Genomic DNA, 23,866 nt, shown 5'->3' with positions numbered 1-23,866 from the left:
GGCCGTTAGCTCAGTTGGTAGAGCAGTTGGCTTTTAACCAATTGGTCGAAGGTTCGAATCCTTCACGGCCCACCACTTCCTCTAGGTGGATAAACTGAGGAACGGTTGAAGAGAGATTAGCTCAGTTGATGCTTTAAATAAGGGCGCAGTTGGCTTTACTCTTAACTACCACATTGGTCGAAGGTTCGAATCCTTCACGGCCCACCACTTCTGAGGTGGTCACTCCTAAATCTGGTTCAAATCGATTTTCCTTTCTAAAATTTAGATCTTATATACCCCAACCAATTATTGATTCAGAAAAGCAATACCAGCAAGGGCTGTTAGCTCAGTTGACTCTCTACCAATGAATAGGCAGTTGGCTTGCTCTTTTTTAGCAATTGGTCGAAGGTTCGAATCCTTCACGGCCCACCACTTCTGAGGTGGTCACTCCTAAATCTGGTTCAAATCTTGTTTTCCTGAATACGTCAAATCCAGCGCTTCACATCTCAGCACCTAAAATCTGCACTTAAAATGGAATACCCAATAAGATCTTAATGTTACGTTCTTGGTGTTAATTGTATACTTTTGTCTCATAGACGTTTTGCTAATGTAGTTCTGTTATCATCTAGTTCATATTCTTGTAAAGAGTAAAATAATAATATGGGAGAGAGATAATGAGACAAGCAAAGATGAGCATAGTAGCCATGGCGACTATGTTAGCTATCAGCGCAGGGGCGCAAGCGGGTGATACAGAGTTTACGTTTGGAGGCTATGTTAAAGCTGATGTGATGTTCAGTGATTACAGTAATGGTGCTCCAGATTCCAGTAATCTGTCTAGGCAGTTCTATGTACCAGGGACAATCTACGGTGATACGAGTAACGGCAATCAAGTTGTCGATTTTCAGGCTCGTGAGTCCCGTTTCAATTTTAAGACCAGCACAGATATCGATGGTCATAAACTTTCTGGCTTCATCGAACTCGATTTTTTTACCCATGCCGATGGTAATGAGCGAGTATCTAATAGTTATTCTCCGCGGATCAGACATGCCTTCGTCAGTTATGATAACTGGACAGTGGGTCAAACATGGTCCACGTTTCAGAACCCAGGTGCACTTCCTGAGAATCTCGACTTTGTCGGTGCGGCCGAAGGCACACCTTTTGTTCGTCAAACTATTGTCCGTTATACCAATGGCGGCTTCCAGTTTTCGCTAGAGAATCCTGAAACGACAGTGAATAGTTATGTTGATACTAGCGGATTAAGCTCTCGTATCACCAGTGGCAGTGGCATGGTGCCAGATTTTGTGGCTCGTTATAATTTTAAGACTGAAGGCGGCGCAAAATACACAGTTGCGGGATTGGCGAGACAGCTTAATGTTGAGATCGACAATCTCGATACCCAAGAAATGGGTTACGGTGTGAGCTTCACAGGAGTCATTCCAGTCGGTGACGATGATATTAAGCTCTCTGCTACTGTAGGAGATGGTTTAGGCCGTTACATGGCGCTGAACTACGTTAACGCCGGTGTATTAGATGCCAATGGTGAGATTGAAACCATCAGCTCTTATGGTGGCTTTGCTTCATATCGTCACTGGTGGACCGATAAGTGGCGTTCAAGCTTCACGCTCTCTGGATTTAAGGCTGACAATAATGAAGCACTAACGGGGGGAGGGGTAAACAAAGAATCATATTCTGCTTATGCTAACTTACTCTATTCACCGGTTAAGCCATTGACAGTGGGTGTCGAGTATATGTATGCAGACAACACTAAACAAAATGGGGATAATGGCGAGTTAAACCGTGTCATATTCTCGGTGAAATATGTGCTCTAATACTAAGCTCTAGGCTAGTTATTAAGTAGCAAGAACAAAAAAGGAGGCCTGAGCCTCCTTTTTTAGTCGAGAATTGAGAATACAATCTTATAGGTTAAGCCGGAGCTGAAAGTAATTGATTGTCTCTGACATACTGTTCAAACTCGGTGCAACCACCAACGTGTTCTTTATCGATGAAGATCTGTGGGACAGTTTCAACAGGCTTACCGACCGTTTTTTCAAGATCCGCCTTGCTGATCCCTTCTGCATGGATATCGATATACTTAAATTTAAAGTCATCGCGAGCTTCAACGAGTTGCTCTGAAAGTTGTACCGCTCTAACACAGTAAGGACAGCCTGGACGGCCAAAAATTACGACAAACATATGAACTCCTGAAAATTTAGTCGCTACTTTTATACCATAATCAGGCTTAAATTGCATATTCTCTATTAGAGAAAGTTATTTCCGGTTTGGTAACGGCCTTGATAATCGAAGAAGGTTTCCTGCAGATCCCAGCCCTTTTTATGCTTTTTAAGTAACAACATATCAGGTTTGCGAAACAGGTCTCGGCTTGCTATCACCTCTTGTACCTTGCTGTATCTCGGGTGTTTTAGCCCTGGCGTTCGGGTGTGTGATAGCACAAATATGGCATAGAAGGCGCGGATCTGCGCCTTGGTCTGAAAATTGAAATACTGACAAAAATCGTTACCGTCGATGTCTATGTATCTTATTTTTAGCTTGTCCTTGTCCTCTTCGAATAACATGACGTCGCACTTAAACAGGTGGTGGTGTTTCTGCTGCAGTACCTCTTTGAGGCGTTTATCTGGATCGATCAACATGGCATCGCAACTATGACAAATCTTGGCCGCAATATCATTTTCTGCACCGCAGTTTGGGCAGGCTTTAGATCTAAACCTGAAATCACATTGTTTTTTCTGGCCATCTTGTTCGATTAACGCCTGACAGCGCCGGCCGAAGTGCTCGATAATGTCACCATCGTCATCGACCAGGCCCCAGAAGATATTAGCGAAATCGCACACTGGGCAGTGCACCTGTACCGGAACGGACTTACTGTTTGGCTTGTTTTGACCCACTTCAGGAAAGTAGAGATCGTAGCCGTTGGCGGCATAGTCTATGATCAGGCATTCAGATTTCCCTTCACATATTCTCAAGCCTCGACCGACCATCTGCTGGAACAGGCTCACCGAAGCCGTCGGGCGGAGAATGGCGATCAGATCCACATGGGGGGCATCGAAGCCTGTGGTTAATACGGCGACGTTGATCAGGTACTTAATCTTCCTGGATTTAAATTGCTCAATCAGGCTATCGCGTTGCTCGGTGCTGGTCTTGCCTGTGATCAGCGCCGCTGACTCTGCAGAAAATAGTTTGAGGATCTCTTCGGCGTGACGCACAGTGGCGGCAAAGATGATCACGCCTTGTCTGCTGGCACCTATCTGCACCAGTTGTTTAACGATGGCCGTGGTTGCCCGGCCGCAATGGCTGAGTAAGTCATTGACTTCGGCTTCTTGATATTGGCCGCTAGTTGAGGCCTTAAGGGAGCTGAAATCATATTGAGCACTGAGACCATCGAATATTTTAGGTGTGCTCAGGTAGCCACGTTTTATCAAGGGCCGCATGGGGAGCTCGAAGATGCATTGCTCAAATACCGCCTTGTCCGGATTACCTACCTTGCCGTGATAGTGGTGACGATAGATCCAACCGAGATCGAGTCTGTAGGGGGTCGCGGTGAGCCCCAGCAGCCTGATCTTGGGATTGATGCGCTTGAGGTGTGTCAGTAGCTGTTGGTATTGGCTGTCTTTATCCTGACTTATCCTGTGACACTCATCTATGATGACGAGGGAAAATGGCCGGTTAAACTTCTCCGGCGCTCTCACCGCAGATTGGATGCTGGCGACTATGGTTTTATCTTGTGTGGATTTTTGATTCAAGCCGGCAGAATAGATCCCGGCGGCCGTGGTCAAGATGCCGACTTTCTCGGCATTTTGTGCAACCAGCTCCTTAACATGGGTCAAGACCAAGACTCTGCCATTGGCGATTCGGGCCAGCTCGGCAATCACTATGCTTTTACCTGCTCCGGTGGGCAGCACCAGTACTGCTGAGTCCGGACTTGCCTTGAAGTGTTTTACCGCCGAGTCGACCGCTTGTTGTTGATAGTCTCTTAATTGCACAAGAATCTGCTGTTCAAAAATACCGATGACGAAGCATATCAGTGCGATGCCTGACTCGCTATGTTTCCCCCTGATTAATTTTTCCGGTGGGTTATATTTAGGCAATAAAAAGCCCCTCCGTGAGGGGCTAATTAAGATGTCTAGCTTCGAACCATGGCTAGCTGAAAATCAGTTATTCGCTGCGGTTAAGGCGAGACTCGATCAAGACATCGATCACGGCCGGATCGGCCAGTGTCGATGAGTCGCCTAAGTTAGTCACTTCGTTGGCGGCAATTTTTCTCAGGAAGCGGCGCATGATCTTACCCGAACGTGTCTTAGGCAGGCCGCCGGCCCATTGAATGAGATCCGGCGTCGCCAGGGCGCCAATCTCTTTTCTCACCCATTTTCTCAGATCTTGGCGAAGCTCTTCAGATTCGACCGTGCCTCTGGTTAGCGTGACGTAAGCGTAAATGCCTTGACCCTTGATGTCATGGGGGTAACCTACCACAGCGGCTTCCGCCACACTTTCATGTGAAACTAAAGCGCTCTCTACCTCGGCGGTGCCGAGTCTGTGGCCCGAGACATTGATCACATCATCGACGCGACCCGTTATCCAATAATAACCGTCTTCATCACGTTTTGCACCGTCACCGGTGAAGTACATGCCGCGGAACGTCTTGAAGTAAGTCAGTGCAAATCTGTCATGATCGCCAAATACGGTACGCATCTGTCCTGGCCAAGAATCGAGTATCACCAGATTGCCTTCGGCTACGCCTTCTAGGATGTTACCCATGTTATCGACAAGGGCCGGTTGTACGCCGAAGAAGGGGCGGGTTGCCGAGCCAGGCTTAGTGTCGATAGCGCCGGGCAATGGACTGATCAAGATCCCGCCAGTTTCGGTTTGCCACCAGGTATCGACGATGGGACACTGCTCGTGACCTATGACTTCGTTATACCAGCGCCAAGCTTCTGGGTTGATGGGTTCACCCACAGATCCCATGATGCGCAGAGAGCTGCCATCGAAGTTATCAAATTGCTCCTTACCTTCAGCCATCAGGGCGCGAATAAGCGTCGGTGCGGTATAGAGTATGTTGACTTTATGGCGGTCGACAATCTCACCTAAACGAGAAGGTGTTGGGTAATTAGGGACCCCTTCGTGGATCAGTACTGTGGCACCATTGGCGAGCGGGCCATAGACCATATAAGAGTGGCCGGTGATCCAACCCACATCAGCGGTACACCAGTAGACTTCACCGTCTTTATAATCGAACACATATTCATGGGTCATGGACGCGTAGACCAGGTAACCACCTGTGGTATGTAATACACCTTTAGGATTACCGGTCGAACCTGAAGTATAAAGCAGGAATAGAGGATCTTCGGCGCCCATCTCTTCGGGGACGCAATGCTCAGACGCTGTCTCCATGACTGTATCCCACTTGATGTCGCGGCCTTCTTGCCAGTTGACATCGCCACCGGTACGCTCGAGAACGATGACACGCTCTACACAAGTCACATCAGGGTGAGACAGTGCCTGATCGATATTAGCCTTGAGTGGAATAATGCGACCGGCACGCACGCCTTCATCGGCGGTGACGATAACCTTAGAGTTACCATCGATGACGCGTGTTGCAATTGAGTCTGGCGAGAAACCACCAAATATCACCGAGTGAACCGCACCAATGCGCGCACAGGCCAACATGGCAACGGCAGCTTCCGGGACCATGGGCATGTATATGGTGACCACATCGCCACGTCTCACACCTTGGCTTTTTAATGCATTGGCGAACTTACACACATCTTGGTGCAATTGGCCGTATGTAATGGTGCGCTGATCTTTAGCATCATCGCCTTCCCAGATAATGGCGACCTTGTCGGCATTTTTTTCAAGGTGGCGGTCTAAGCAGTTGGCCGAGGCATTGAGTGTGCCGTCATAGAACCAATTGATTGACAGGTTATGATCGTCGAATGAGGTTTTCTTTACCTGAGTAAATGGCTTAATCCAATCGATACGTTGGCCGTGCTCTCTCCAGAAACCTTCAGGATCCACAATCGACTCTTGGTACATTTTTTTGTATTTTGCTTCATTTATATGTGCGTTTTCAGCGATTTCGCTGGGAACTTTGTAGAGAGACTGCGTGCTCATGGGGCTTCCCTTATATCTAATGAGATTGGGTTTAGTATGTAGGTTTTGAGGCTATTTGCTCTATTAGACCTTGGTCTAGTACTAAAATATCCTTTGTTTTTAGTCTGTTGTCAATAAACTCATGTCTGGATTTAATCTTCTATTTAACGCACAATGAGCATAAAAATATGAGAGTCATATGAATCTGACCATAGTGGTTGGCGTTATTGCCGTTGTTTATGTTTTACTGCTCTTCCTACTCGCGTGGGGAGCGGAGCGTTGGTTCAGTAAAATAACCAAGAAGATCCAAGTCTGGATCTATGGCTTGAGTCTAGCTGTTTACTGTTCATCCTGGAGTTTTCTCGGCACCGTCGGCCAGTCGGCCCAAGACCTCTGGTCTTTCTTGCCTATATTTATCGGCCCCATTCTCATCTTTACCTTAGGCTTCGGTCTGCTGCGAAAGATGGTGATTGTCTCTAAAACCCATAACATCACTTCGGTGGCGGATTTTATTGCCGCCCGGTATGGCAAGTCTCAATTACTCGCGGTCATCGTCACCTTAATTGCGCTATTTGGCATCATGCCCTATATCGCCTTGCAGCTTAAGGCCATGGTGTTTAGCCTGAATTTGTTTCAGCCCGATGACTCTCCCTTCGATGGTGCCCAGATATCCTTGATCATCACAGCTGTACTGGCCGTGTTTGCCATCTTATTTGGTACCCGAAAACTCGATGCTACCGAGCATAACCCCGGGATGATGTTGGCCATAGCCTTCGAGTCTTTGGTCAAGTTAGCGGCATTTTTACTCGTCGGTGTGGTGATAAGTTTTGGTTATTTCGATGGTTTCGGTGATATCTGGCGCCAGGCGGCACAGCGAAACTTGATCAGCGAGCCTAACCTCAGAGTGGAGTCCTTGATGCCTCAGCTCTTGGTGGGAATGGCGGCTTTCCTGTGCATGCCCAGACAGTTCCATGTGATGATGGTGGAGTGTATCGATGAGAAAAGTCTATTAAAGGCGCGCTGGATATTTCCCATCTATCTATTGCTGTTTGGCCTGTTTGTCGCGCCATTAGCCTTAGCTGGAAAGCTGATCTTAGGGGATTCGGTTGCCGCAGATACTTATGTGATTAATTTACCTTTAGCCTTAGATCAACCCATGTTGGCCGTGGTGGCTCTACTGGGTACACTTTCTGCCGCGACCGGCATGGTGGTGGTTGCAGTGGTGACCATCAGCGTGATGGTGAGTAACGAATGGTTGGTGCCCATCATGTTACGCACCGGCAAAATTAAGCAGAAAAATTTCAGTCAATTTTCTCATTTTTTGCTCAATGCCCGCCGCTTGTCCATCATTGTCATCTTAAGCTTAGGTTATTTCAGCTATCTCACCTTTAAGGACAGCGACTCCCTCTCGGCGCTGGGAATGTTATCTTTCGGCGCCTTCGCTCAACTGGGCCCCGCGCTCATAGGGGGTATGTATTGGAAGCATGGCAATCGCTCTGGAGTGTTACTTGGCCTGCTGGTAGGTTTTGGTCTCTGGTGTTACATCTTAGTCAAGGGAGCGAGTGATGCTAGCGGTGTGTTTGGCAGCGATTTTGGCCTGCTGGAGACGATTAATCCCAATGTAAGAGACATTCTAACCGCCTTACTCGCCAACTTAGCCTGCTATATCTTAGGCTCTATCTGGTTTAGAGCCGGAGTATCTGAGCGTATTCAAGCCAGTCAGTTTGTGACTCCCGGGGAGCTTAAGAACAGTAGCAGCCGCAAGGGAGCACCTATCTCTCAGCAAGATCTCTTGATCCTGGCGAGCCGGTTCGTCAGCTCGACTCGCGCCTACGAGAGTTTTTCTCGGTTTTCCGAAGCAGCAGTCAAGAGTGACAGTTGGCATAAGGCGGCGCCTGCCGAGCTTATCGCTCACACTGAGCATATCTTGGCTGGGGTCTTAGGGGGCTCGAGTGCGGCCTTGGTGATGGATTCTGTGTTGCAGGGCAGGGATCTGGCATTGGATGAGGTATTTAATCTGGTTGATGAAGCCTCTTCCAAGATAATTCTTAGCCAAGACATGCTGCGCGGCGCCATAGAACACGCCTATGAAGGCATGAGTGTGGTGGATAAGGACTTAAATCTGGTGGCCTGGAATCATAAATACTCCGAGCTATATCAATATCCACCAGGTTTTCTCAAGGAGGGAATGCCCATCAGTGAGGTGGTGCGTTTCAACGCCGAGCGAGGCTTTTGTGGTCAGGGGGAAATTGAGGAGCAGGTGAGTAAGCGGGTGCAGCACATGATAAACGGCACCGCCCATGTGTCGGAGCGAGAAAGGCAAGACGGCAAGGTGATCAAAATACAGGGAAACCCTATGCCAGGTGGCGGTTTCGTGATGACCTTCACCGATATTACTCAGTATCGTGAACATGCTAAGGCCCTGCAGGAGGTGAACGATTCTCTGGAGGCTAGGGTGAAGGAGAGGACCTATGAGCTGGCGATGTTAAACAGTCAGTTATTGGAGTCTAAGACCCAGGAAGAGATGGCTAACGCCTCTAAGAGTAAGTTTTTGGCCGCTGTGGGCCATGACTTGATGCAGCCCTTAAATGCGGCGAGATTATTTACCGCCTCCTTGTCTCAATATCCAAATTTAGATCAGGAGAGCAAGACGACACTTTCCCATGTAAACAGCTCGCTGAAGATTGCTGGTGAGCTGCTCTCGGATCTGTTGGATATCTCTAAGCTTGACTCGGGCGTGGTGGATGTCAATCGCCGTGACTTTGCTATTTCAGAATTGCTCGATGGATTGTCGGTAGAATTTACCGCCATGGCCCAAGATTATCAGATCAAGTTTAGTATGGTGCCAAGTACTGCGTCTGTTAATTCAGATCTGAGTCTGCTCAGGCGGGTATTACAAAACTTTTTGACTAATGCCTATCGCTACGCCAAGGGGAAACGCGTCTTAGTAGGCTGCCGCCATCGTGGAGAACATCTGGAGATCCAGGTTCTGGATACGGGGTGTGGTATCGATGAGAGTGAAACGTCGGAGATTTTCAAAGAGTTTAAGCGTCTGGATAACCCCACCAGTAAGAGCGTTAGCGGTCTGGGTCTTGGTTTAGCCATTGCCGATCGGATCAGTCGGGTACTGGGGCATGATATCAAGGTGGATTCAATTCTTGGTCAAGGCTCAGTTTTCTCAATTAGTGTCCCCCTAGGCAAGGCAATTACTGAGACGCAGGTGAAAAAAACGGCCGCTATGATCCAGCCTTTAGCCGGTGTTAAGGTACTGTGCATCGATAATGAAGAAACAATTTTGGCGGGGTTGGAGAGTTTACTCAGTCGTTGGCAGTGTGAAGTGATCTGTGCCACCGATCTTGCCGATGCCAGAATCAAACTGGGCCTCAAAGGGGTCGCCCCAGACATAGTATTAGCCGATTATCATCTGGATAATGATGAAAATGGTGTCGATGCCATGGATGACATACGTGCCCTATATGGCAGTCATCTTCCTGGTATCCTTATTACCGCTAATACCAATAAAGAGCTGGTGGATGAAGTTGAGCGCAAGGGATATCGTTATATGGCGAAAATGGTGAAGCCCGCCGCGTTGAGAGCCTTGATTTCGAGTCTGGTGAAGTGATAAACAATGAGAGTCGAATGTGTCAGCTGGTCATGTGATCGCCAGCGCTATCGAGTCGTCCTTTTTATGAAGATGTTTTGACACAGTGATCTAGTTCTATGATTTGGAGTGAATCTTGATGCAAACAGTAGTCGTTAATAATAGAGTCCTAAGGCCGTCGAAAATCGTGTGTGTGGGTCGCAACTATGTTGACCACATCAAGGAGCTCGATAATGAAATTCCCGATGAGATGGTGCTGTTCCTTAAGCCCAATTCAGCGATCTCAACTGAGCTGATGAGTTTTCATCAAGAGGCGATACATTATGAGGCCGAGTTATGTTTTGTAGTTGAGAATGGACAATTTAGTGCCGTAGGCCTTGGACTAGACCTTACAAAACGTGGCCTGCAGAGTCGGCTTAAAGCCAAGGGCCTTCCCTGGGAGAGAGCCAAGGCGTTCGATGGCTCTGTGGTATTTTCTGAATTTGTGGCCATCGAAAATATCAGCGAGAGCCTGACATTTGAGCTGATGATCAATGATGAGCTGGTACAAGTTGGCAATATCGCGTTAATGCTGAATAAACCTGAGCAAGTCTTGGCTGAGATACAGAGTTTTATGAGTTTAAGCGATGGTGATATCGTGATGACAGGCACGCCGAAAGGGGTTGGGGTCGTTAACAGAGACGATAAGTTCAGCGCTAGGCTATACGACAAAGAGCTGCTAACACAAGTCCATTGGACCGCTAAATAAATCCCACCCCTCAATTTTAGCTTGTGTAAAATGGCTAACCCAGCTTAAGGCAAGGCGCTCAGCCTTGCCTTGCTGTTACTGCTTTGTGTTACTCGTTTCTGTTGCTACTTTTTGTTATTAAGAATGGCCCCTTCGTAAAAATAAATGACTCTCACCTGGCGCATTATGCATGCACTGCCCTGCGTATAACCTTAAAGAGGTCTTGTCTCTCGCGCTTTGTAAAATATTCAGCCCTGTGTGTTGACGAGAAAACAGCCTGATTAATCGTATTCCACAGCTGGGTAAAGTATCGCCAAATGTGTTTTATTGCCAAGGATACTCGGGCCATGGGCTGGCTACGTCCCATGTCATGGGGGAGATCATGCCAAGGCAATCATAGGTCAGTTAACTGAGTTTGACTTGTTTGCCGGGATGAAACATATTCGCCTTCCCATGAATGAATGCCTGGGCAATCTGGTTATGGCTATGGGGATGACCAACTACCGGATGATGGAACATTTTCGTTAATGCTCTTCATTGCTTTTATCAATTTTGTTGATGATTTCCCATAAACAAAAAACCAATCTAAACAGATTGGCTTTTTCGCTCAAGTGCAGCTGATTTTGACTAGAGTTCTACTTTTTCCATCTCTAGCTGCTGCAATGAGATAACGGCTTGGGTGCGATTTCTCACGCCTAACTTACGAAATATCGCCGTGGCATGAGCCTTGATGGTGGCTTCCGATACGCCTAAGTCATAGGCTATCTGCTTATTGAGTAAGCCTTCGGCAAACATCTGCAGCACCTTGTATTGTTGTGGAGTGAGATCGGCAAGCTTACTGGCCACAAGGGCGCTAGCGTCTTCCTTTATTTCCTGTATCTCGGCATGATCCGGTAACCAGATATCTCCATAGAGTACCGAGGTTAGGGCCGTAGCCAGTGTTTCCATCGAAGATGACTTAGGAATAAATCCTGAGCTACCATAATGGACGGCACGGCTGATGGTCATATTATCTTCATAGGCGGAGATAACTATGACTGGAAGATCGGCAAAATGAGTGCGCAGATGGATAAGGGTCGAATACCCGTGGGAGCCAGGCATTTGAAGGTCTAACATGACTAAATCATAGGCCTGCTGTTTATTTTCAAGTAGGCTCTGAAGTGCATCGGCACTGTCTGCTTCGAACCAGTTGGTGTCAGAGAAGGGACCACTCAAGGCTTGTCGTAAGGCGTTACGAAACAGCGGGTGGTCATCGGCAATAATAATGTTTAAATTTTCTAGCTTCATGGCTTTATATTTTATTTCGTTGCGCGTGAAGATTGCATCAATGTAACAGAAAAAGTATGGGGGGGACTATTGGTTTATGGGTATTTGGTGGTCTTTAGCCTTCAACCCCAGTTTTGTTCGACTTTAGTCTAACAGATGCATAGGGAGCTTCAGGGGGATGAAAATCATCGGGCAATAATCAGATCCTCGAGGCAGTGATTATCGTCACTGCCTTTGATGATTTATGGCTCTTGGGTCCAGACCTGAGTAGGTTGTCTGTCATCATCTATGGCAACGAAGGTGAAGACGCCTCGAATGGCATGCTCTCTATGGTCCTTATACATGTCTTCGACAAAAATATTCACCTCGACTTTCAAAGAGGTATTACCCACATGGATAACCCTGGCGATAATTTCGGCCAGGCTGCCAGCAGGAATAGCCTTGTTAAAATCAATCCTGTCCGAGCTCACTGTCACCAGAGGCTTACGGCAGAAGCGAGTGGCGGCAATAAAGGCGGTTTCGTCCATCCAGGCCAAAGCCTCGCCACCGAAGAGGGTGTTATGGTGATTGGTGATGGACGGAAATATGGCCTTGATGACACGGGCTTCGGATTGTTCAATACGGGCATTCATCACTGCTGAACGAGATTCGGGGGTTTGGGGCAATGGCATACGGCAACCTTAAGGTTATGCTAGGGTAATGTGGGGGAGGTATAAGGGGCAAAAATATTGTGAAATTTCCCAGCTAGAGAAACCTATTAACGCTGCATAATAGTAGCGTTAATAGGTTTAGATCAAAAAAGGCTTCCCAGCAATGCTGAAAAGCCTTTTTACGGCATTAGCCTTTACGAACTAAGCTTATTCATTCTGTCTCTCGATGCTTTAGCGAGAGAGCGAAGCAGTTTCTCCGAGTCATCCCAATGCAAACAGGCATCTGTGATGCTCTTACCATAGACCAGCGCCTGTCCTGGGATCACCTTCTGGTTACCCTCTTCGATGAAGCTTTCGGCCATGATACCTGCGATAGCCGTCGAGCCCTCGCTCATCTGTTTGATGATGCTGTCGGCGACGATGAGTTGCTGGGCATGTTTTTTCTGGCTGTTGCCGTGGCTAAAATCGACAACCATACGATGGGAAACACCTAAGCTTTTCAGTTGCTCAGCAGCGGCATTGATGTCTTCAGCGTGATAGTTAGGTTGCTTGCCACCACGTAGTATGATGTGCCCAAATGGGTTACCACTGGTGCGATAAACCGCCATGGCACCATCTTTATCCGGAGAATAGAAGATGTGTGGCTCTTTCGCTGCGCGTACGGCATCAATGGCAATATTGATGTTGCCGTCGGTGCCATTCTTGAAGCCAACGGGGCAAGATAAGGCCGATGCCATCTCACGGTGAATTTGGCTCTCAGTGGTACGTGCGCCAACGGCTCCCCAAGTGATCAGGTCGGCGATATACTGACCGTTCACCATATCGAGGAACTCGGTTGCGATAGGCAGCTTAAGTTCGGTAATTTTCTGCAATAATTCACGGGCGAGACGAAGTCCCTTGTTGGCGTTGAAACTGCCATCGAGATCGGGATCTGAGATGAGTCCTTTCCAGCCGACCGTGGTTCTGGGCTTCTCGAAGTAGACGCGCATCAGAATACACAGATCGTCTTTCAGCTCCATATGCAATTTTGCCAAACGCTGCGCATATTCTATCGCCGCCTTGGTGTCATGAATAGAGCAAGGACCTATGATAACTAGGAGTCTGGGATCTTCACCGGTCAAGATAGCTTCGACTTCGCGTCGCTGTTGCACTAGGTAGTCGGCAGCCTCTTGTGTGAGGGGATACTCAGAAGCTAATTTAGCGGGAGAAATTGCCTTACATAATAAAGTGGTGCGTAGTTCGTCTGTTTTAATGGTCATTCATTGTACCGAGCGTGTCTAAGGGCATTTAGCCTGATTACTGCGGATTATAACGAATAGTTTAAAGATGCACAGCGCCTTAATCACGAAAAGTGAGGCTAATTTCGGCTCTCTGTGCATATAAGTGGCCAAATAAGTGAATATGTAACCAGTTTCAACCGTTTTCTAGAACATGTGACGTTTCAGTCCGGTGACATCGAGGATCTTAGTGGCTATCTCTTCGACCGAATGATTGGTGGTGTCTACATAAGGGATACGCTCGCGTTTGTACATCATTTCAACCTCCTTGACTTCGATGCGACATTGACGCAATGAGGAGTAACGGCTGTTCTCCATGCGGCTCTGGCGTATCTCATGCAGACGCACCGGATCTATGGTTAGACCGAATAGTTTTTTCTTATTACGTTTAAGCTCTGGGGGAAGTTTGAGGTTATCCATGTCATCTTCGACAAAAGGATAGTTGGCGGCTTTAATGCCGAACTGTAGCGAAAGGTAGAGACTGCTTGGCGTCTTGCCACAACGAGACACACCTAATAATACCAGATCGGCCTGATCGATATTCTTCAATGTCTGGCCGTCATCATTGTCCATGGTGTAATTGATGGCTTCTATTCGAGCCTCGTAGCCTTCATTACCCTTGCCATGAGTTCGATGAACCACGGGAGAGGCCTTCATTCCTAATTGTTGCTCTAATGGCGCGACAAAAGTGTTCAAAAAATCATAATCTATGCCTTCACTGCTGAAGATGATGTCTCGAATCTCAGGTTTGACGATAGAATGGAACACCAGAGGACGTTCACCTGTTGTAATAAAACAATCATCTATTTGGGCTTTAATTGTATTAGCTTTAGCTTCTGTTTCGACAAAAGGAATTGTAAGTGCATCAAATTCAATGGGAAACTGAGATAAAACCGCATGGCCGAACACCTCTGCCGTGATGGCGGTACCGTCTGAGATATAGAAAACTTTACGTAACATTTTGACCTCTTGTAGTAATAAAATTACAAATAAAATTATAGATTTACGCTTGTTGCGATGGAGTGTAAAATGCCGCTGCCCTCCTGTGAAGGGGCCACACTGAAATAAACTTGCGGAGATAGAACTGTGCAGCAATATGTACTCTGGTATCAAGAATTAGGCATGGGTGACGTCAACAAGGTCGGCGGTAAAAATGCTTCTCTTGGAGAGATGATTAGCAATCTAGCTAACGCGGGCGTTCAAGTGCCCGGCGGTTTTGCCACCACCTCTTACGCGTTCAACGAATTCCTTGAACAAAGCGGACTTAACCAGAAGATATACGACGTTCTGGACAGTCTAGATGTAGATGATGTGAACGCACTCGCTACAGCCGGTGCACAGATCAGACAATGGGTGATCGATACCCCATTCCACCCCGAATTTGAGGAGGCCGTAAGAGATTCTTACGACAAACTTTCCTCTGAAACTAAGGATGCATCTTTTGCGGTTCGCTCTTCGGCGACAGCAGAAGATATGCCCGATGCTTCATTTGCCGGTCAGCAAGAAACTTTTCTTAACGTTAAAGGCTATGACGCGGTTCTGGTCGCAATGAAGCATGTATTTGCCTCCTTGTTCAACGACCGTGCTATCTCTTATCGTGTTCACCAAGGTTACGACCATAAAGGTGTCGCCCTGTCTGCCGGTGTGCAGCGCATGGTTCGCTCCGACACTGCCGCCTCTGGTGTTATGTTCACCATGGACACAGAGTCGGGCAATAATGATGTGGTATTTATTACCTCTTCATTTGGCCTAGGGGAGATGGTTGTTCAAGGTGCGGTTAACCCGGATGAGTTTTATGTCCATAAGCCCATTTTAACGGCCGGTCATCAAGCGGTTGTTCGCCGCAACATAGGCAGCAAACTGATTCAGATGGTGTATTCTGATGATGAGGCCCATGGTAAGCAAGTCAAGATTGAAGACGTTGCCGCCGATAAGCGCCGCGAATTCTCTATTAATGATGCTGAAGTCATGGAGCTGGCTAAGCAGGCCATGGTTATCGAAAAGCACTACGGACGTCCAATGGACATCGAGTGGGCTAAAGATGGCAATGATGGCAAGCTTTACATCGTACAGGCTCGCCCTGAGACCGTGCGTTCTCGTGAAGATGTACAGTTGATTGAGCGCTATCATCTTAAGACTAAGGGTGAGGTTCTCTGTGAAGGCCGCGCCATCGGTCATAAGATAGGCAGTGGTGTGGCTAAGGTACTGACTTCGATAGCAGACATGGACCAGATCAAAGAGGGTGACGTACTGGTTACCGATATGACAGATCCCGATTGGGAGCCTATCATGAAGCGCGCCAGCGCAATTATCACCAACCGCGGTGGCCGTACGTGCCACGCGGCGATCATCGCCCGTGAATTAGGCGTACCTGCCGTCGTAGGTTGTGGTGACGTGACCGAACGCATCAAGACGGGTCAAAAAATCACAGTGTCTTGCTCCGAAGGCGATACTGGTTTCATCTATGAAGGCATTCAGGACTTCGAAGTCACGTCATCTCGTGTAGATTCTATGCCTGATCTGCCGATTAAGATCATGATGAACGTGGGTAATCCGGACAGGGCGTTTGATTTTGCTCGTCTGCCTAATGCCGGTGTTGGCCTTGCGCGTCTTGAGTTCATCATCAACCGCATGATCGGTATTCACCCTAAGGCGTTACTCGAGTTCAATCAGCAAGATGCTGAGCTTCAGCAAGAGATCCACGAGATGATCGCGGGTTACTCATCGCCGGTTGAGTTCTATATTGCACGCCTAGTTGAAGGCATGGCGACAATCGCATCAGCTTTCTATCCGAAGAAAGTGATTATTCGTATGTCTGATTTTAAGTCGAACGAATACGCTAACTTGGTGGGCGGTGACAGATACGAGCCTGAAGAAGAGAACCCTATGTTAGGTTTCCGTGGCGCCAGTCGCTACATCTCTGATTCTTTCCGTGACTGTTTCGCACTCGAGTGTGAGGCAATCAAGCGGGTGCGTAATGAGATGGGTCTGACTAACGTCGAGATCATGATCCCATTCGTCCGTACGTTAGGTGAAGCGGCTCAAGTGATTGAACTGCTTAAAGAGGAAGGTCTCGAGCGCGGTAAAGATGGTCTTCGCGTCATCATGATGTGTGAACTGCCTTCTAATGCACTGCTTGCGGAGCAGTTCCTAGAGTACTTCGATGGTTTCTCTATCGGTTCTAACGATTTGACTCAGTTGACGCTAGGTCTGGATCGCGACTCAGGTATCATCAGCCATCTGTTTGATGAGCGCAACGAAGCCGTTAAGATCCTGCTGGCTATGGCCATTAAAGCTGCCAAGGATAAGGGTGCTTATGTTGGGATCTGTGGTCAAGGACCTTCAGATCATGCCGATTTTGCTGCCTGGTTAGTCGAGCAAGGCATAGATTCGGTATCACTGAATCCCGATACTGTTCTCGATACCTGGTTGTACCTGGGTAAAGAACAGGGTTAATTATTCTTAATATAGAATAAGCTAATCTTAAAAGCCGCTATATAGCGGCTTTTTTTTGTGTCAAATTTTTATATAATGGCGGTATAATTACATAAATATAATAGACAGAAACATATATGTTACCTAACGCTAAGTTGCCCAAGTTATCACATGAGAACACCCTAGAGCCTGAATACCTTGCCTACTTAATCGCACTCGAACATAGTGAATTCAGCGGTGACATAGACAAGCGCTACAGTGCCCGCTTAGCTCAGGCAACCGATAACTCTGTCTATCAATTTTTGCCTCAGGCTGTTCTTTACCCAAAAAATCAACAAGATGTGGCACTTTCCCTCGCGCTTGCTTCACGAAAAGAGTTCGATAATGTGGTATTCAGTGCTCGTGGTGGTGGCACAGGCACCAATGGTCAGTCACTGACCCATGGTTTGATTTTAGATCTGTCTCGCTACCTCAATCGCGTGCTGGAGATCAATGCCGAGGAGGGCTGGGTGAGGGTGGAGGCCGGTGTCGTCAAGGATGCCCTCAACGATGCGCTCAGGGAACATGGCTTCTTCTTCAGTCCGGATCTGTCTACCTCGAATCGCGCCACCATGGGCGGCATGATAAATACTGATGCGTCTGGAGCGGGCTCTCTGGTCTATGGCAAGACGTCTGATCATGTACTCGAGCTATCCAGTGTGTTATATGATGGCAGCGTATTAAATACTTATGCAGTGAATCGTGAACAATTGAAAGATGTCGCAGCGATCACTACTAACCCACTTGGCCAGCAATTAATCACCAAGATTGCCGCTATATGCAGTGACAATCGTGCTGAGATAGGCACACGTTTTCCTAAGTTGAATCGATTTCTCACCGGCTACGATCTAAAAAACGTCTGGAATGATGAACTCACCGAATTTAATCTGTCGCGGATCTTAACCGGCTCCGAAGGCACCTTGGCGGTGATCACTGAGGCTAAATTAGATATCACGCCTTTGCCCGATGTCCGCATGATGGTCAACATCAAGTATGATTCATTCGAATCTGCGCTGCGTCATGCTCCCGAGTTGGTCAAAGCCAAGGCGACAGTGGTCGAAACGGTCGATTCTAAGGTCCTTAATCTAGCCCAACAAGATATCATCTGGCATTCAGTCTCAGAGCTAATTAAAGATGTGCCTGGCAGTCGTATCGATGGTCTGAACATGGTGGAATTTGCCGGTGAAAGAGAGGACGTCGAAGCGAGAGTCTCTAAGCTTATCGAAAATCTGGATGCGCAACTAGCGTCTGGATCCTCGGGTTTGATCGGTTATCAGCAGACCAGTGATAAAACCAGTATCAATATGATCTACGCCATGCGTAAGAAGGCGGTTGGCTTACTGGGGGCGATGAAGGGGCGGCGTAAGCCCATCGCCTTTGCCGAAGATACCGCGGTGCCGCCGGAGAAGTTAGCCGACTTTATCATGGAGTTCAGAGCCTTGCTCGACAGCCATCAGCTCCAATATGGCATGTTCGGTCATGTGGATGCCGGGGTATTGCATGTCAGACCTGCGCTGGACATGTGTGATATCAATGATGAGAAATTGTTGAAGCGAGTGTCCGATCAGGTCGCCGCGCTGACCCTTAAATATGGCGGCCTGATGTGGGGCGAGCACGGTAAAGGAGTGCGCGGCGAGTATGGCCCGGCGGTATTTGGTCAGCATCTGTATGGCCTGCTCGAAGAGGTGAAGGGATTGTTCGATCCCCATAATAAACTCAACCCAGGCAAGCTGGTGGCGCCTAAGGGCACTGGAGCCTTGATCTACAATGTCGACAGTGCCAAACGTGGCAGCTTAGATCGACAGATCCCAATACAGACCCGAGATGCCTTCCCCGATGTGATGAACTGTAATGGCAATGGCCTGTGTTTCAACTACAGCAGTTATTCCCCCATGTGTCCCTCATTTAAGGTGACGGGCGACAGAGTCCAATCGCCGAAGGGGCGTGCGGGTCTGATGCGAGAGTGGCTGCGTCTGCTCGAAAAAGAGGGAGTGGATGTGGTAGAGCTCGCTAAGCAAAAACCTCAAGGCTTGCTACAGAGAGCACAAAATAGCTTAAAAGCTAAGAGTGAATACGACTACTCCCATGAAGTCATGGAGTCGTTGAAGGGCTGTTTAGCCTGTAAGGCCTGTGCATCTCAGTGTCCGGTTAAGGTGGATGTGCCTAAATTTAGGGCGCAATTTTTCAATATCTACTACCAAAGGTATCTGCGTCCGGCAAAAGATTACCTGGTGGCAGGCATCGAGGACGCTTTACCCCTGATGGCCATCGCGCCCAGACTCACCAATGCCCTGGCGCAGAACAGCGTCAGCCAATGGGTGATCGAGAAGTCCCTTGGTTATGTGGATGCGCCGGCTTTATCTGTGCCTACTCTGAAACAGCAACTAGATGGTCATGCTTGTAGGGGTTACGATCTTGAGTCGCTGGAGGCGATTACTGAAGATAAACGTCATCAATATGTCTTGGTGGTTCAAGACCCGTTTAATAGCTTCTATGAGGCCGACACGGTTTACCATTTCATCAAGCTCATCGAAAAGATGGGGCTAAAACCTGTGTTGCTGCCCTATAAACCTAACGGTAAGCCCATTCATATCAAGGGATTTTTGGATAAATTTGCCAAGACGGCTCAATCATCGGCAGACTTTTTGACCAAGTTGCACGCATTGAACATGCCTATGGTCGGCGTGGATCCGGCCATGGTCTTGTGTTATCGCGATGAGTACCGAGAAGTTTTGGGTGATGCCAGAGGTGATTTCGAGGTTAAACTGTCCAGTGAGTGGCTGCTCGAGGCGATAAAATCCATGCCCGCAGTGGCGGAACAGGTCAAGAACACCAGCTTTACCTGGTTTAGTCACTGTACAGAATCGACTGCCAAGCCAAGTACCGGCGGCGAATGGAAGACTATTTTCTCTCATTTTGGTGCCAAACTTGAGACTGTGAGTCTAGGGTGTTGTGGCATGGCCGGCACTTACGGCCATGAGCTCGAGAACAAGGAGCGATCTAAGTCTCTGTATGACATGTCATGGGAGCAGGCCATGAAGGCCGTACCTCAGGAGCAAGTATTGGTATCGGGTTACTCTTGTCGTACTCAGGTGAAACGCTTCGGTGGTTTTAAGCCGAAACATCCGGTGCAGGCCTTGTTGAGCTTAATTTAATCACTGTAGCGAATGATATAGAAAGGCTAGGTTATCCTGGCCTTTTTTATTTGCCTTATCTATTGGCCTTCCTACTGGTAAAATGATTGGAGGCGACATAAGGAGACCAGATGAGTCATACATCAGCAAATAACAAGGCAGACAGAGTCGGCAGCGCATTGAAGCAGTTGCAGCCAGATAATGCCCTATGTACCGCAACCGTGTTATTCCATATCGATAATCATGGGCAATGGTTTTACCGCAATGAACCCTTGCCGACTAAGTTTGCACGTCTGTTCAGTAGCATATTACAGCGTATCGATGCAGAACATTTTCTCATTACACCGGTTGAGAAACTTAAGGTCTCGGTGGCGTCCGTGCCGCTCATTATCGTGGATTACAACCAGCTTAAAAACGGCAGTTTCGAGCTGGTGACAGGCCTGGATACCCGCTTCGAACTTGATGGCGTGAGCGCCTTTACCATTGCAGAGGACAGCGTCTTCGTAGAGCTATCTAATGGACTGGCGGCCAAACTAGGCAGGGCTTGTTATTATCGATTCATTGAAGACTATGTGCTTGAGTGAAGCTGGTATCCAGAAAATCTAGGTTAACGATCTGATATTATATAGTTTTCATAATTATTTTTGAGTATTGCTAGTTTCTTGTGTGCTTAGTGGTAATATTAAATTAGGTCCTTATTGAATTGGAGGTGCTAGTTGAAACATTATGAAAGTCTTGGCTACTTGGTGTCTCACTTGAATATAGATCTGCAAAACGCACTGGATGAGAAACTCAAACGATACCAACTCGATATTAAGCTTTGGCCGGTTCTTTTTGCCCTATGGCAAGAGGAGGGAATAACGCAAACTGAGCTATCTAAGCGCTGTGATGTCGCTAACTACACCATGACTCGGTTATTAGACCAACTGCAGACACAAGGTTTAATCCATCGCCATCAAGAAGCCGACAATCGTCGTGCTTTTCAGATATATTTAACCGACATCGGCAAAGCCTTAGAACAAGATTTAATCTGTGAAGCCGAGAGGGTCAATGATAACTTTCTGGTCAACTTGTCTGAAGATGAGCAAGCGTCTTTTATCCTTATGCTCAATAAAATCAATCGTTTTCCCATCTGATCGGTTAAGATACGGCCATTGTTCACCAGGGCACAGTGTCAAATGTCAATATCTGCTAGCTGTTTCTTGTTGAGCTCAGCATCTATACTCGCTTGCTTGGCTAGCGCCTCTTATTGATAAATTATCAGTTAAATATCAGTAACAGTAAGCCTGACAAGGTGGTGAAGATGATTAGATTCCGCACCAGTTTTCTACTCTTTATTAGGTTTTCTTTCCCCTGATAAATACTGGTGATCAGCTTGTTACTCTTATAAATTCGACAGATCATCTCTTCAGATGCTGGATCGATAAACAATTGAAAACGACAGGGGTTTCCATCGTTAAGTTGGATATTATGTTCACTGTTCTGGCCAAAATGTAACTTTCTCGACACCCGTTTCCCATTGATAAATACTTGCTCTAAACCACACCAGTTGCTGGCTTGAAGTTCTATCACATCCTGATTGAGATCATACCTGAAAGTCACCATAGTATTTCCTATGCGAGTAAACTAGCCTCTAAGTTAAGCTGACAAGTGTGATATTTTCCAGTGCGGTTAGATGAAATTTATATGTCTAACTTGTATCTGTGTGCCTGTATTGAACATTTATTTTTAACAATAAAAATGGGACAAAAATTTAATTTTGTCCCATTAATATAGTGAAAAAATCTGTAGTAATCTTACCGATATCCCCCTATTTTTTTGCTGCTTCGATGATCTTGCGTGCCATCTCATCGGCAATAGAAGCTGTGGTGCGATCTTGCTCATCTGATGCGGTAAAGATAGTCATCAAGGTGTGGTAGATCTCTTCGACTTTCTTCGTCGATGCATCGGCATCATAGTTTTTTTCGAAGGAGACGTTGATGATGCCACCGGCATTGATCACATAATCCGGTGCATAAAGGATCTCCAGTTCTTTTAGCTTCTCGCCGTGACGGGCTTCGGCTAACTGATTGTTGGCACAACCTGCCACTATGCTGGCTTTAAGCAGTGGGATAGTCGTATCGTTGATCGTGGCGCCCAGAGCACAAGGGGCATAAATATCGACCTCTTGATGGTAGATGTCCTGTGGGGCAACGACTATGGCTCCAAATTCGGCAGCTGCTTTATCCAGAGATGCCTGATGTATGTCAGTCACGATTAGCTCGGCGCCTTCCTCATGGAGGTGACGACACAGGTAATAGCCAACATGACCCACACCTTGGACAGATATCTTGAGGCCCTTGAGTGAATCAACACCTAGTTTATGTTTTGCTGCGGCTTTTATGCCTAAAAAAGTCCCCAGTGCAGTGAAAGGTGATGGATCGCCACTCTTGCCTTCTAGTCCCGCCATGTAAGGCGTTTCTTCATGGGCTATCATGATATCTTTGGTCGATACCCCAACATCCTCTGCGGAATAATATCTGCCACCCAGAGCGTCGATGCAACGCCCAAAAGCGCGGAATAGGGCTTCACGGTCTTGAATCTTAGGATTGGCGATGATGACAGACTTGCCGCCACCCATAGTCAGGCCCGCGAGGGCATTCTTATAGGTCATGCCACGTGATAGGCGCAACACATCGTTTAATGCCTCGTCATCTGACTCATAATTCCACATCCTACAACCGCCAACAGCAGGTCCAAGATTGGTGTTATGAATGGCAATGATGGCTTTTAAGCCACTTTCCTTGTCTTGACAAAATACGACCTGTTCATGATCGTCGAAAGAGATATGATTAAATACAGCCACGTACTGTTTCTCCACTTGGGGATGTAAACGCCAGAGTTCAAAGAGATGCTCTGACGGCTTGTTATATTTATTGCAGAACGATAGCATTTAGCGATACTCTCAACAAAGTAAAGATTCGGATTAATTGTGATCTGTGTGGCAATCTAGCTTTCCACTTTACGTTAACGTAAAGCTGTAGCGGCTTTAATGCCCAAATTGCATTAGCCAGCGAAGCGAAATCAATATGGTTACAATAATAAGATAGGAATTCAGTATGACGGAACAAGCAGTCGATCAAACTCAAGCGCTAACGGCAGAACAACAAGAAGAGCTGAGACAGGAGTGGATCAGAGAGCATTTTCAAAAGGCGAATAAATTTTTAGCCGAAAAAGGCATCATTCCTAGCAAGGTCATAGCCGATGAGAGCCGTTATCTCGCGCCTTATGTCGCGGTTTGGAAGATGGAGTCTAAACAGCCTAAGAAGCAGACCTTTTGGGTGATGTCAGGCGACCTACCTTCGGATTATGTCGATGTGAAAGTGGCGGCAACTGCTCGTGATGCCCTGCGTCACTTCTCTATGATGTGGCAATTAAAAGCCGAAAATTTACAAAAAAGTGGTGCCACAAGAGAGCCTACTCAGGCAAAATTTGCTCAACTTCTGGTGTCGAGAGCCGAAAGTTTGTACCAGATCCACAACGATGAAAAACTCTGGGGCTAACATCAACTTGTGGTAGATTATTATCTGTTTCTAAGGATATCAATCTATTCCGTGGCCGATGTTTTAAACACAGCACATAAAAATGGCACCTAAATAGGTGCCATTTTTGATTCT

General features: G+C 47.2%; 17 protein-coding genes, 1 tRNA gene and 1 pseudogene. 10 read left to right on the top strand and 9 right to left on the bottom strand.

The genetic code is table 11. The features are described from left to right. Positions 1–314: 314 nt before the first annotated feature. Together HRU42_RS02225 and HRU42_RS02220 are read left to right on the top strand one after the other, a co-directional pair. A tRNA-OTHER gene (locus HRU42_RS02225) sits at positions 315–411 on the top strand. Positions 412–653: 242 nt separating this feature from the next. After that, complete coding sequence (locus HRU42_RS02220; RefSeq protein ID WP_295028620.1) at positions 654–1,808, top strand: DcaP family trimeric outer membrane transporter; 1,155 nt, start codon at positions 654–656, stop codon at positions 1,806–1,808. Between the two features lie 94 nt (positions 1,809–1,902). Here HRU42_RS02220 and HRU42_RS02215 read toward each other — a convergent pair whose 3' ends face one another. The 3 genes from HRU42_RS02215 to acs form a co-directional block, all read right to left on the bottom strand. Then, the gene (locus HRU42_RS02215) at positions 1,903–2,172 is read right to left on the bottom strand and encodes a GrxA family glutaredoxin (protein WP_013051073.1); all 270 of its coding nucleotides are present in this window, start codon (positions 2,170–2,172) and stop codon (positions 1,903–1,905) included. Positions 2,173–2,237: 65 nt separating this feature from the next. Beyond that, positions 2,238–3,983: a DEAD/DEAH box helicase gene (locus HRU42_RS02210; protein ID WP_295028735.1), complete on the bottom strand. Its 1,746-nt coding sequence runs from the start codon at positions 3,981–3,983 to the stop codon at positions 2,238–2,240. A 166-nt stretch (positions 3,984–4,149) separates the two neighbouring features. Further along, positions 4,150–6,102 carry an acetate--CoA ligase gene (gene acs / locus HRU42_RS02205; protein ID WP_295028616.1) on the bottom strand — a complete coding sequence of 651 codons (1,953 nt, stop codon included), beginning with the start codon at positions 6,100–6,102 and terminating at the stop codon, positions 4,150–4,152. Between the two features lie 178 nt (positions 6,103–6,280). Here acs and HRU42_RS02200 point away from each other — a divergent pair, with 178 nt between their 5' ends. The 3 genes and pseudogenes from HRU42_RS02200 to HRU42_RS02190 form a co-directional block, all read left to right on the top strand. After that, positions 6,281–9,703 carry a PAS domain-containing hybrid sensor histidine kinase/response regulator gene (locus HRU42_RS02200; RefSeq protein WP_295028613.1) on the top strand — a complete coding sequence of 1,141 codons (3,423 nt, stop codon included), beginning with the start codon at positions 6,281–6,283 and terminating at the stop codon, positions 9,701–9,703. A gap of 118 nt (positions 9,704–9,821) precedes the next feature. Beyond that, positions 9,822–10,430: a fumarylacetoacetate hydrolase family protein gene (locus HRU42_RS02195; RefSeq protein WP_295028612.1), complete on the top strand. Its 609-nt coding sequence runs from the start codon at positions 9,822–9,824 to the stop codon at positions 10,428–10,430. A gap of 256 nt (positions 10,431–10,686) precedes the next feature. Continuing rightward, positions 10,687–10,937, top strand: a pseudogene (locus HRU42_RS02190) (FAD-binding oxidoreductase); the annotation flags it as partial. Between the two features lie 99 nt (positions 10,938–11,036). Here HRU42_RS02190 and HRU42_RS02185 read toward each other — a convergent pair. The 4 genes from HRU42_RS02185 to HRU42_RS02170 form a co-directional block, all read right to left on the bottom strand. Then, positions 11,037–11,696 (bottom strand): response regulator transcription factor, encoded by a 660-nt coding sequence (locus HRU42_RS02185; RefSeq protein WP_295028609.1) that lies wholly within the window; start codon positions 11,694–11,696, stop codon positions 11,037–11,039. 221 nt (positions 11,697–11,917) lie between these two features. Then, on the bottom strand, positions 11,918–12,346 hold the full coding sequence (locus HRU42_RS02180; protein WP_295028607.1) for an acyl-CoA thioesterase: 429 nt from the start codon (positions 12,344–12,346) through the stop codon (positions 11,918–11,920). A gap of 173 nt (positions 12,347–12,519) precedes the next feature. Continuing rightward, complete coding sequence (locus tag HRU42_RS02175; protein WP_295028605.1) at positions 12,520–13,584, bottom strand: 3-deoxy-7-phosphoheptulonate synthase; 1,065 nt, start codon at positions 13,582–13,584, stop codon at positions 12,520–12,522. A gap of 165 nt (positions 13,585–13,749) precedes the next feature. Then, a complete protein-coding gene (locus HRU42_RS02170; protein ID WP_295028603.1) occupies positions 13,750–14,562 on the bottom strand; it encodes a pyruvate, water dikinase regulatory protein in 813 nt (270 codons plus the stop codon). Positions 14,563–14,688: 126 nt separating this feature from the next. On the opposite strand from HRU42_RS02170, the gene ppsA reads away from it, so the two are divergent. The 4 genes from ppsA to HRU42_RS02150 all read left to right on the top strand — a co-directional run bounded on the left by ppsA (position 14,689) and on the right by HRU42_RS02150 (position 21,346). After that, positions 14,689–17,058 carry a phosphoenolpyruvate synthase gene (gene ppsA / locus HRU42_RS02165; protein WP_295028601.1) on the top strand — a complete coding sequence of 790 codons (2,370 nt, stop codon included), beginning with the start codon at positions 14,689–14,691 and terminating at the stop codon, positions 17,056–17,058. Positions 17,059–17,174: 116 nt separating this feature from the next. Continuing rightward, positions 17,175–20,231, top strand: coding sequence for an FAD-binding and (Fe-S)-binding domain-containing protein (locus HRU42_RS02160; RefSeq protein WP_295028599.1), 3,057 nt, complete (start codon positions 17,175–17,177; stop codon positions 20,229–20,231). Positions 20,232–20,341: 110 nt separating this feature from the next. Continuing rightward, positions 20,342–20,794: a DUF1285 domain-containing protein gene (locus HRU42_RS02155; protein WP_295028597.1), complete on the top strand. Its 453-nt coding sequence runs from the start codon at positions 20,342–20,344 to the stop codon at positions 20,792–20,794. 132 nt (positions 20,795–20,926) lie between these two features. Next, positions 20,927–21,346: a MarR family winged helix-turn-helix transcriptional regulator gene (locus tag HRU42_RS02150; protein ID WP_295028595.1), complete on the top strand. Its 420-nt coding sequence runs from the start codon at positions 20,927–20,929 to the stop codon at positions 21,344–21,346. Between the two features lie 124 nt (positions 21,347–21,470). Here the strand turns inward: HRU42_RS02150 and HRU42_RS02145 are convergent, their stop codons facing one another. Together HRU42_RS02145 and HRU42_RS02140 are read right to left on the bottom strand one after the other, a co-directional pair. Further along, a complete protein-coding gene (locus tag HRU42_RS02145) occupies positions 21,471–21,815 on the bottom strand; it encodes a hypothetical protein (RefSeq protein ID WP_295028593.1) in 345 nt (114 codons plus the stop codon). Between the two features lie 205 nt (positions 21,816–22,020). After that, positions 22,021–23,055, bottom strand: coding sequence for a Glu/Leu/Phe/Val dehydrogenase (locus tag HRU42_RS02140; RefSeq protein WP_295028733.1), 1,035 nt, complete (start codon positions 23,053–23,055; stop codon positions 22,021–22,023). Between the two features lie 253 nt (positions 23,056–23,308). Here HRU42_RS02140 and HRU42_RS02135 point away from each other — a divergent pair, with 253 nt between their 5' ends. Then, positions 23,309–23,752, top strand: a complete 444-nt coding sequence (locus tag HRU42_RS02135; RefSeq protein ID WP_295028592.1) for a DUF4826 family protein — start codon at positions 23,309–23,311, stop codon at positions 23,750–23,752. The last annotated feature ends 114 nt before the right edge of the window (positions 23,753–23,866 follow it).

Source organism: Shewanella sp. (assembly GCF_013214165.1).
Lineage (GTDB): Bacteria > Pseudomonadota > Gammaproteobacteria > Enterobacterales > Shewanellaceae > Shewanella.
The sequence above is the reverse complement of the archived record's forward strand: the minus strand, read 5'-3'. Positions and strand labels throughout refer to the sequence as shown.

Coding starts and splice junctions, on each gene's coding strand:
- HRU42_RS02160 (WP_295028599.1), top strand. CDS start 17,175: ATGTTACCTAACGCTAAGTTGCCCAAGTTATCACATGAGAACACCCTA.
- HRU42_RS02185 (WP_295028609.1), bottom strand. CDS start 11,696: ATGAAGCTAGAAAATTTAAACATTATTATTGCCGATGACCACCCGCTG.
- HRU42_RS02195 (WP_295028612.1), top strand. CDS start 9,822: ATGCAAACAGTAGTCGTTAATAATAGAGTCCTAAGGCCGTCGAAAATC.
- HRU42_RS02220 (WP_295028620.1), top strand. CDS start 654: ATGAGACAAGCAAAGATGAGCATAGTAGCCATGGCGACTATGTTAGCT.
- HRU42_RS02170 (WP_295028603.1), bottom strand. CDS start 14,562: ATGTTACGTAAAGTTTTCTATATCTCAGACGGTACCGCCATCACGGCA.
- HRU42_RS02215 (WP_013051073.1), bottom strand. CDS start 2,172: ATGTTTGTCGTAATTTTTGGCCGTCCAGGCTGTCCTTACTGTGTTAGA.
- HRU42_RS02200 (WP_295028613.1), top strand. CDS start 6,281: ATGAATCTGACCATAGTGGTTGGCGTTATTGCCGTTGTTTATGTTTTA.
- HRU42_RS02180 (WP_295028607.1), bottom strand. CDS start 12,346: ATGCCATTGCCCCAAACCCCCGAATCTCGTTCAGCAGTGATGAATGCC.
- acs (WP_295028616.1), bottom strand. CDS start 6,102: ATGAGCACGCAGTCTCTCTACAAAGTTCCCAGCGAAATCGCTGAAAAC.
- HRU42_RS02145 (WP_295028593.1), bottom strand. CDS start 21,815: ATGGTGACTTTCAGGTATGATCTCAATCAGGATGTGATAGAACTTCAA.
- HRU42_RS02175 (WP_295028605.1), bottom strand. CDS start 13,584: ATGACCATTAAAACAGACGAACTACGCACCACTTTATTATGTAAGGCA.
- HRU42_RS02155 (WP_295028597.1), top strand. CDS start 20,342: ATGAGTCATACATCAGCAAATAACAAGGCAGACAGAGTCGGCAGCGCA.
- HRU42_RS02135 (WP_295028592.1), top strand. CDS start 23,309: ATGACGGAACAAGCAGTCGATCAAACTCAAGCGCTAACGGCAGAACAA.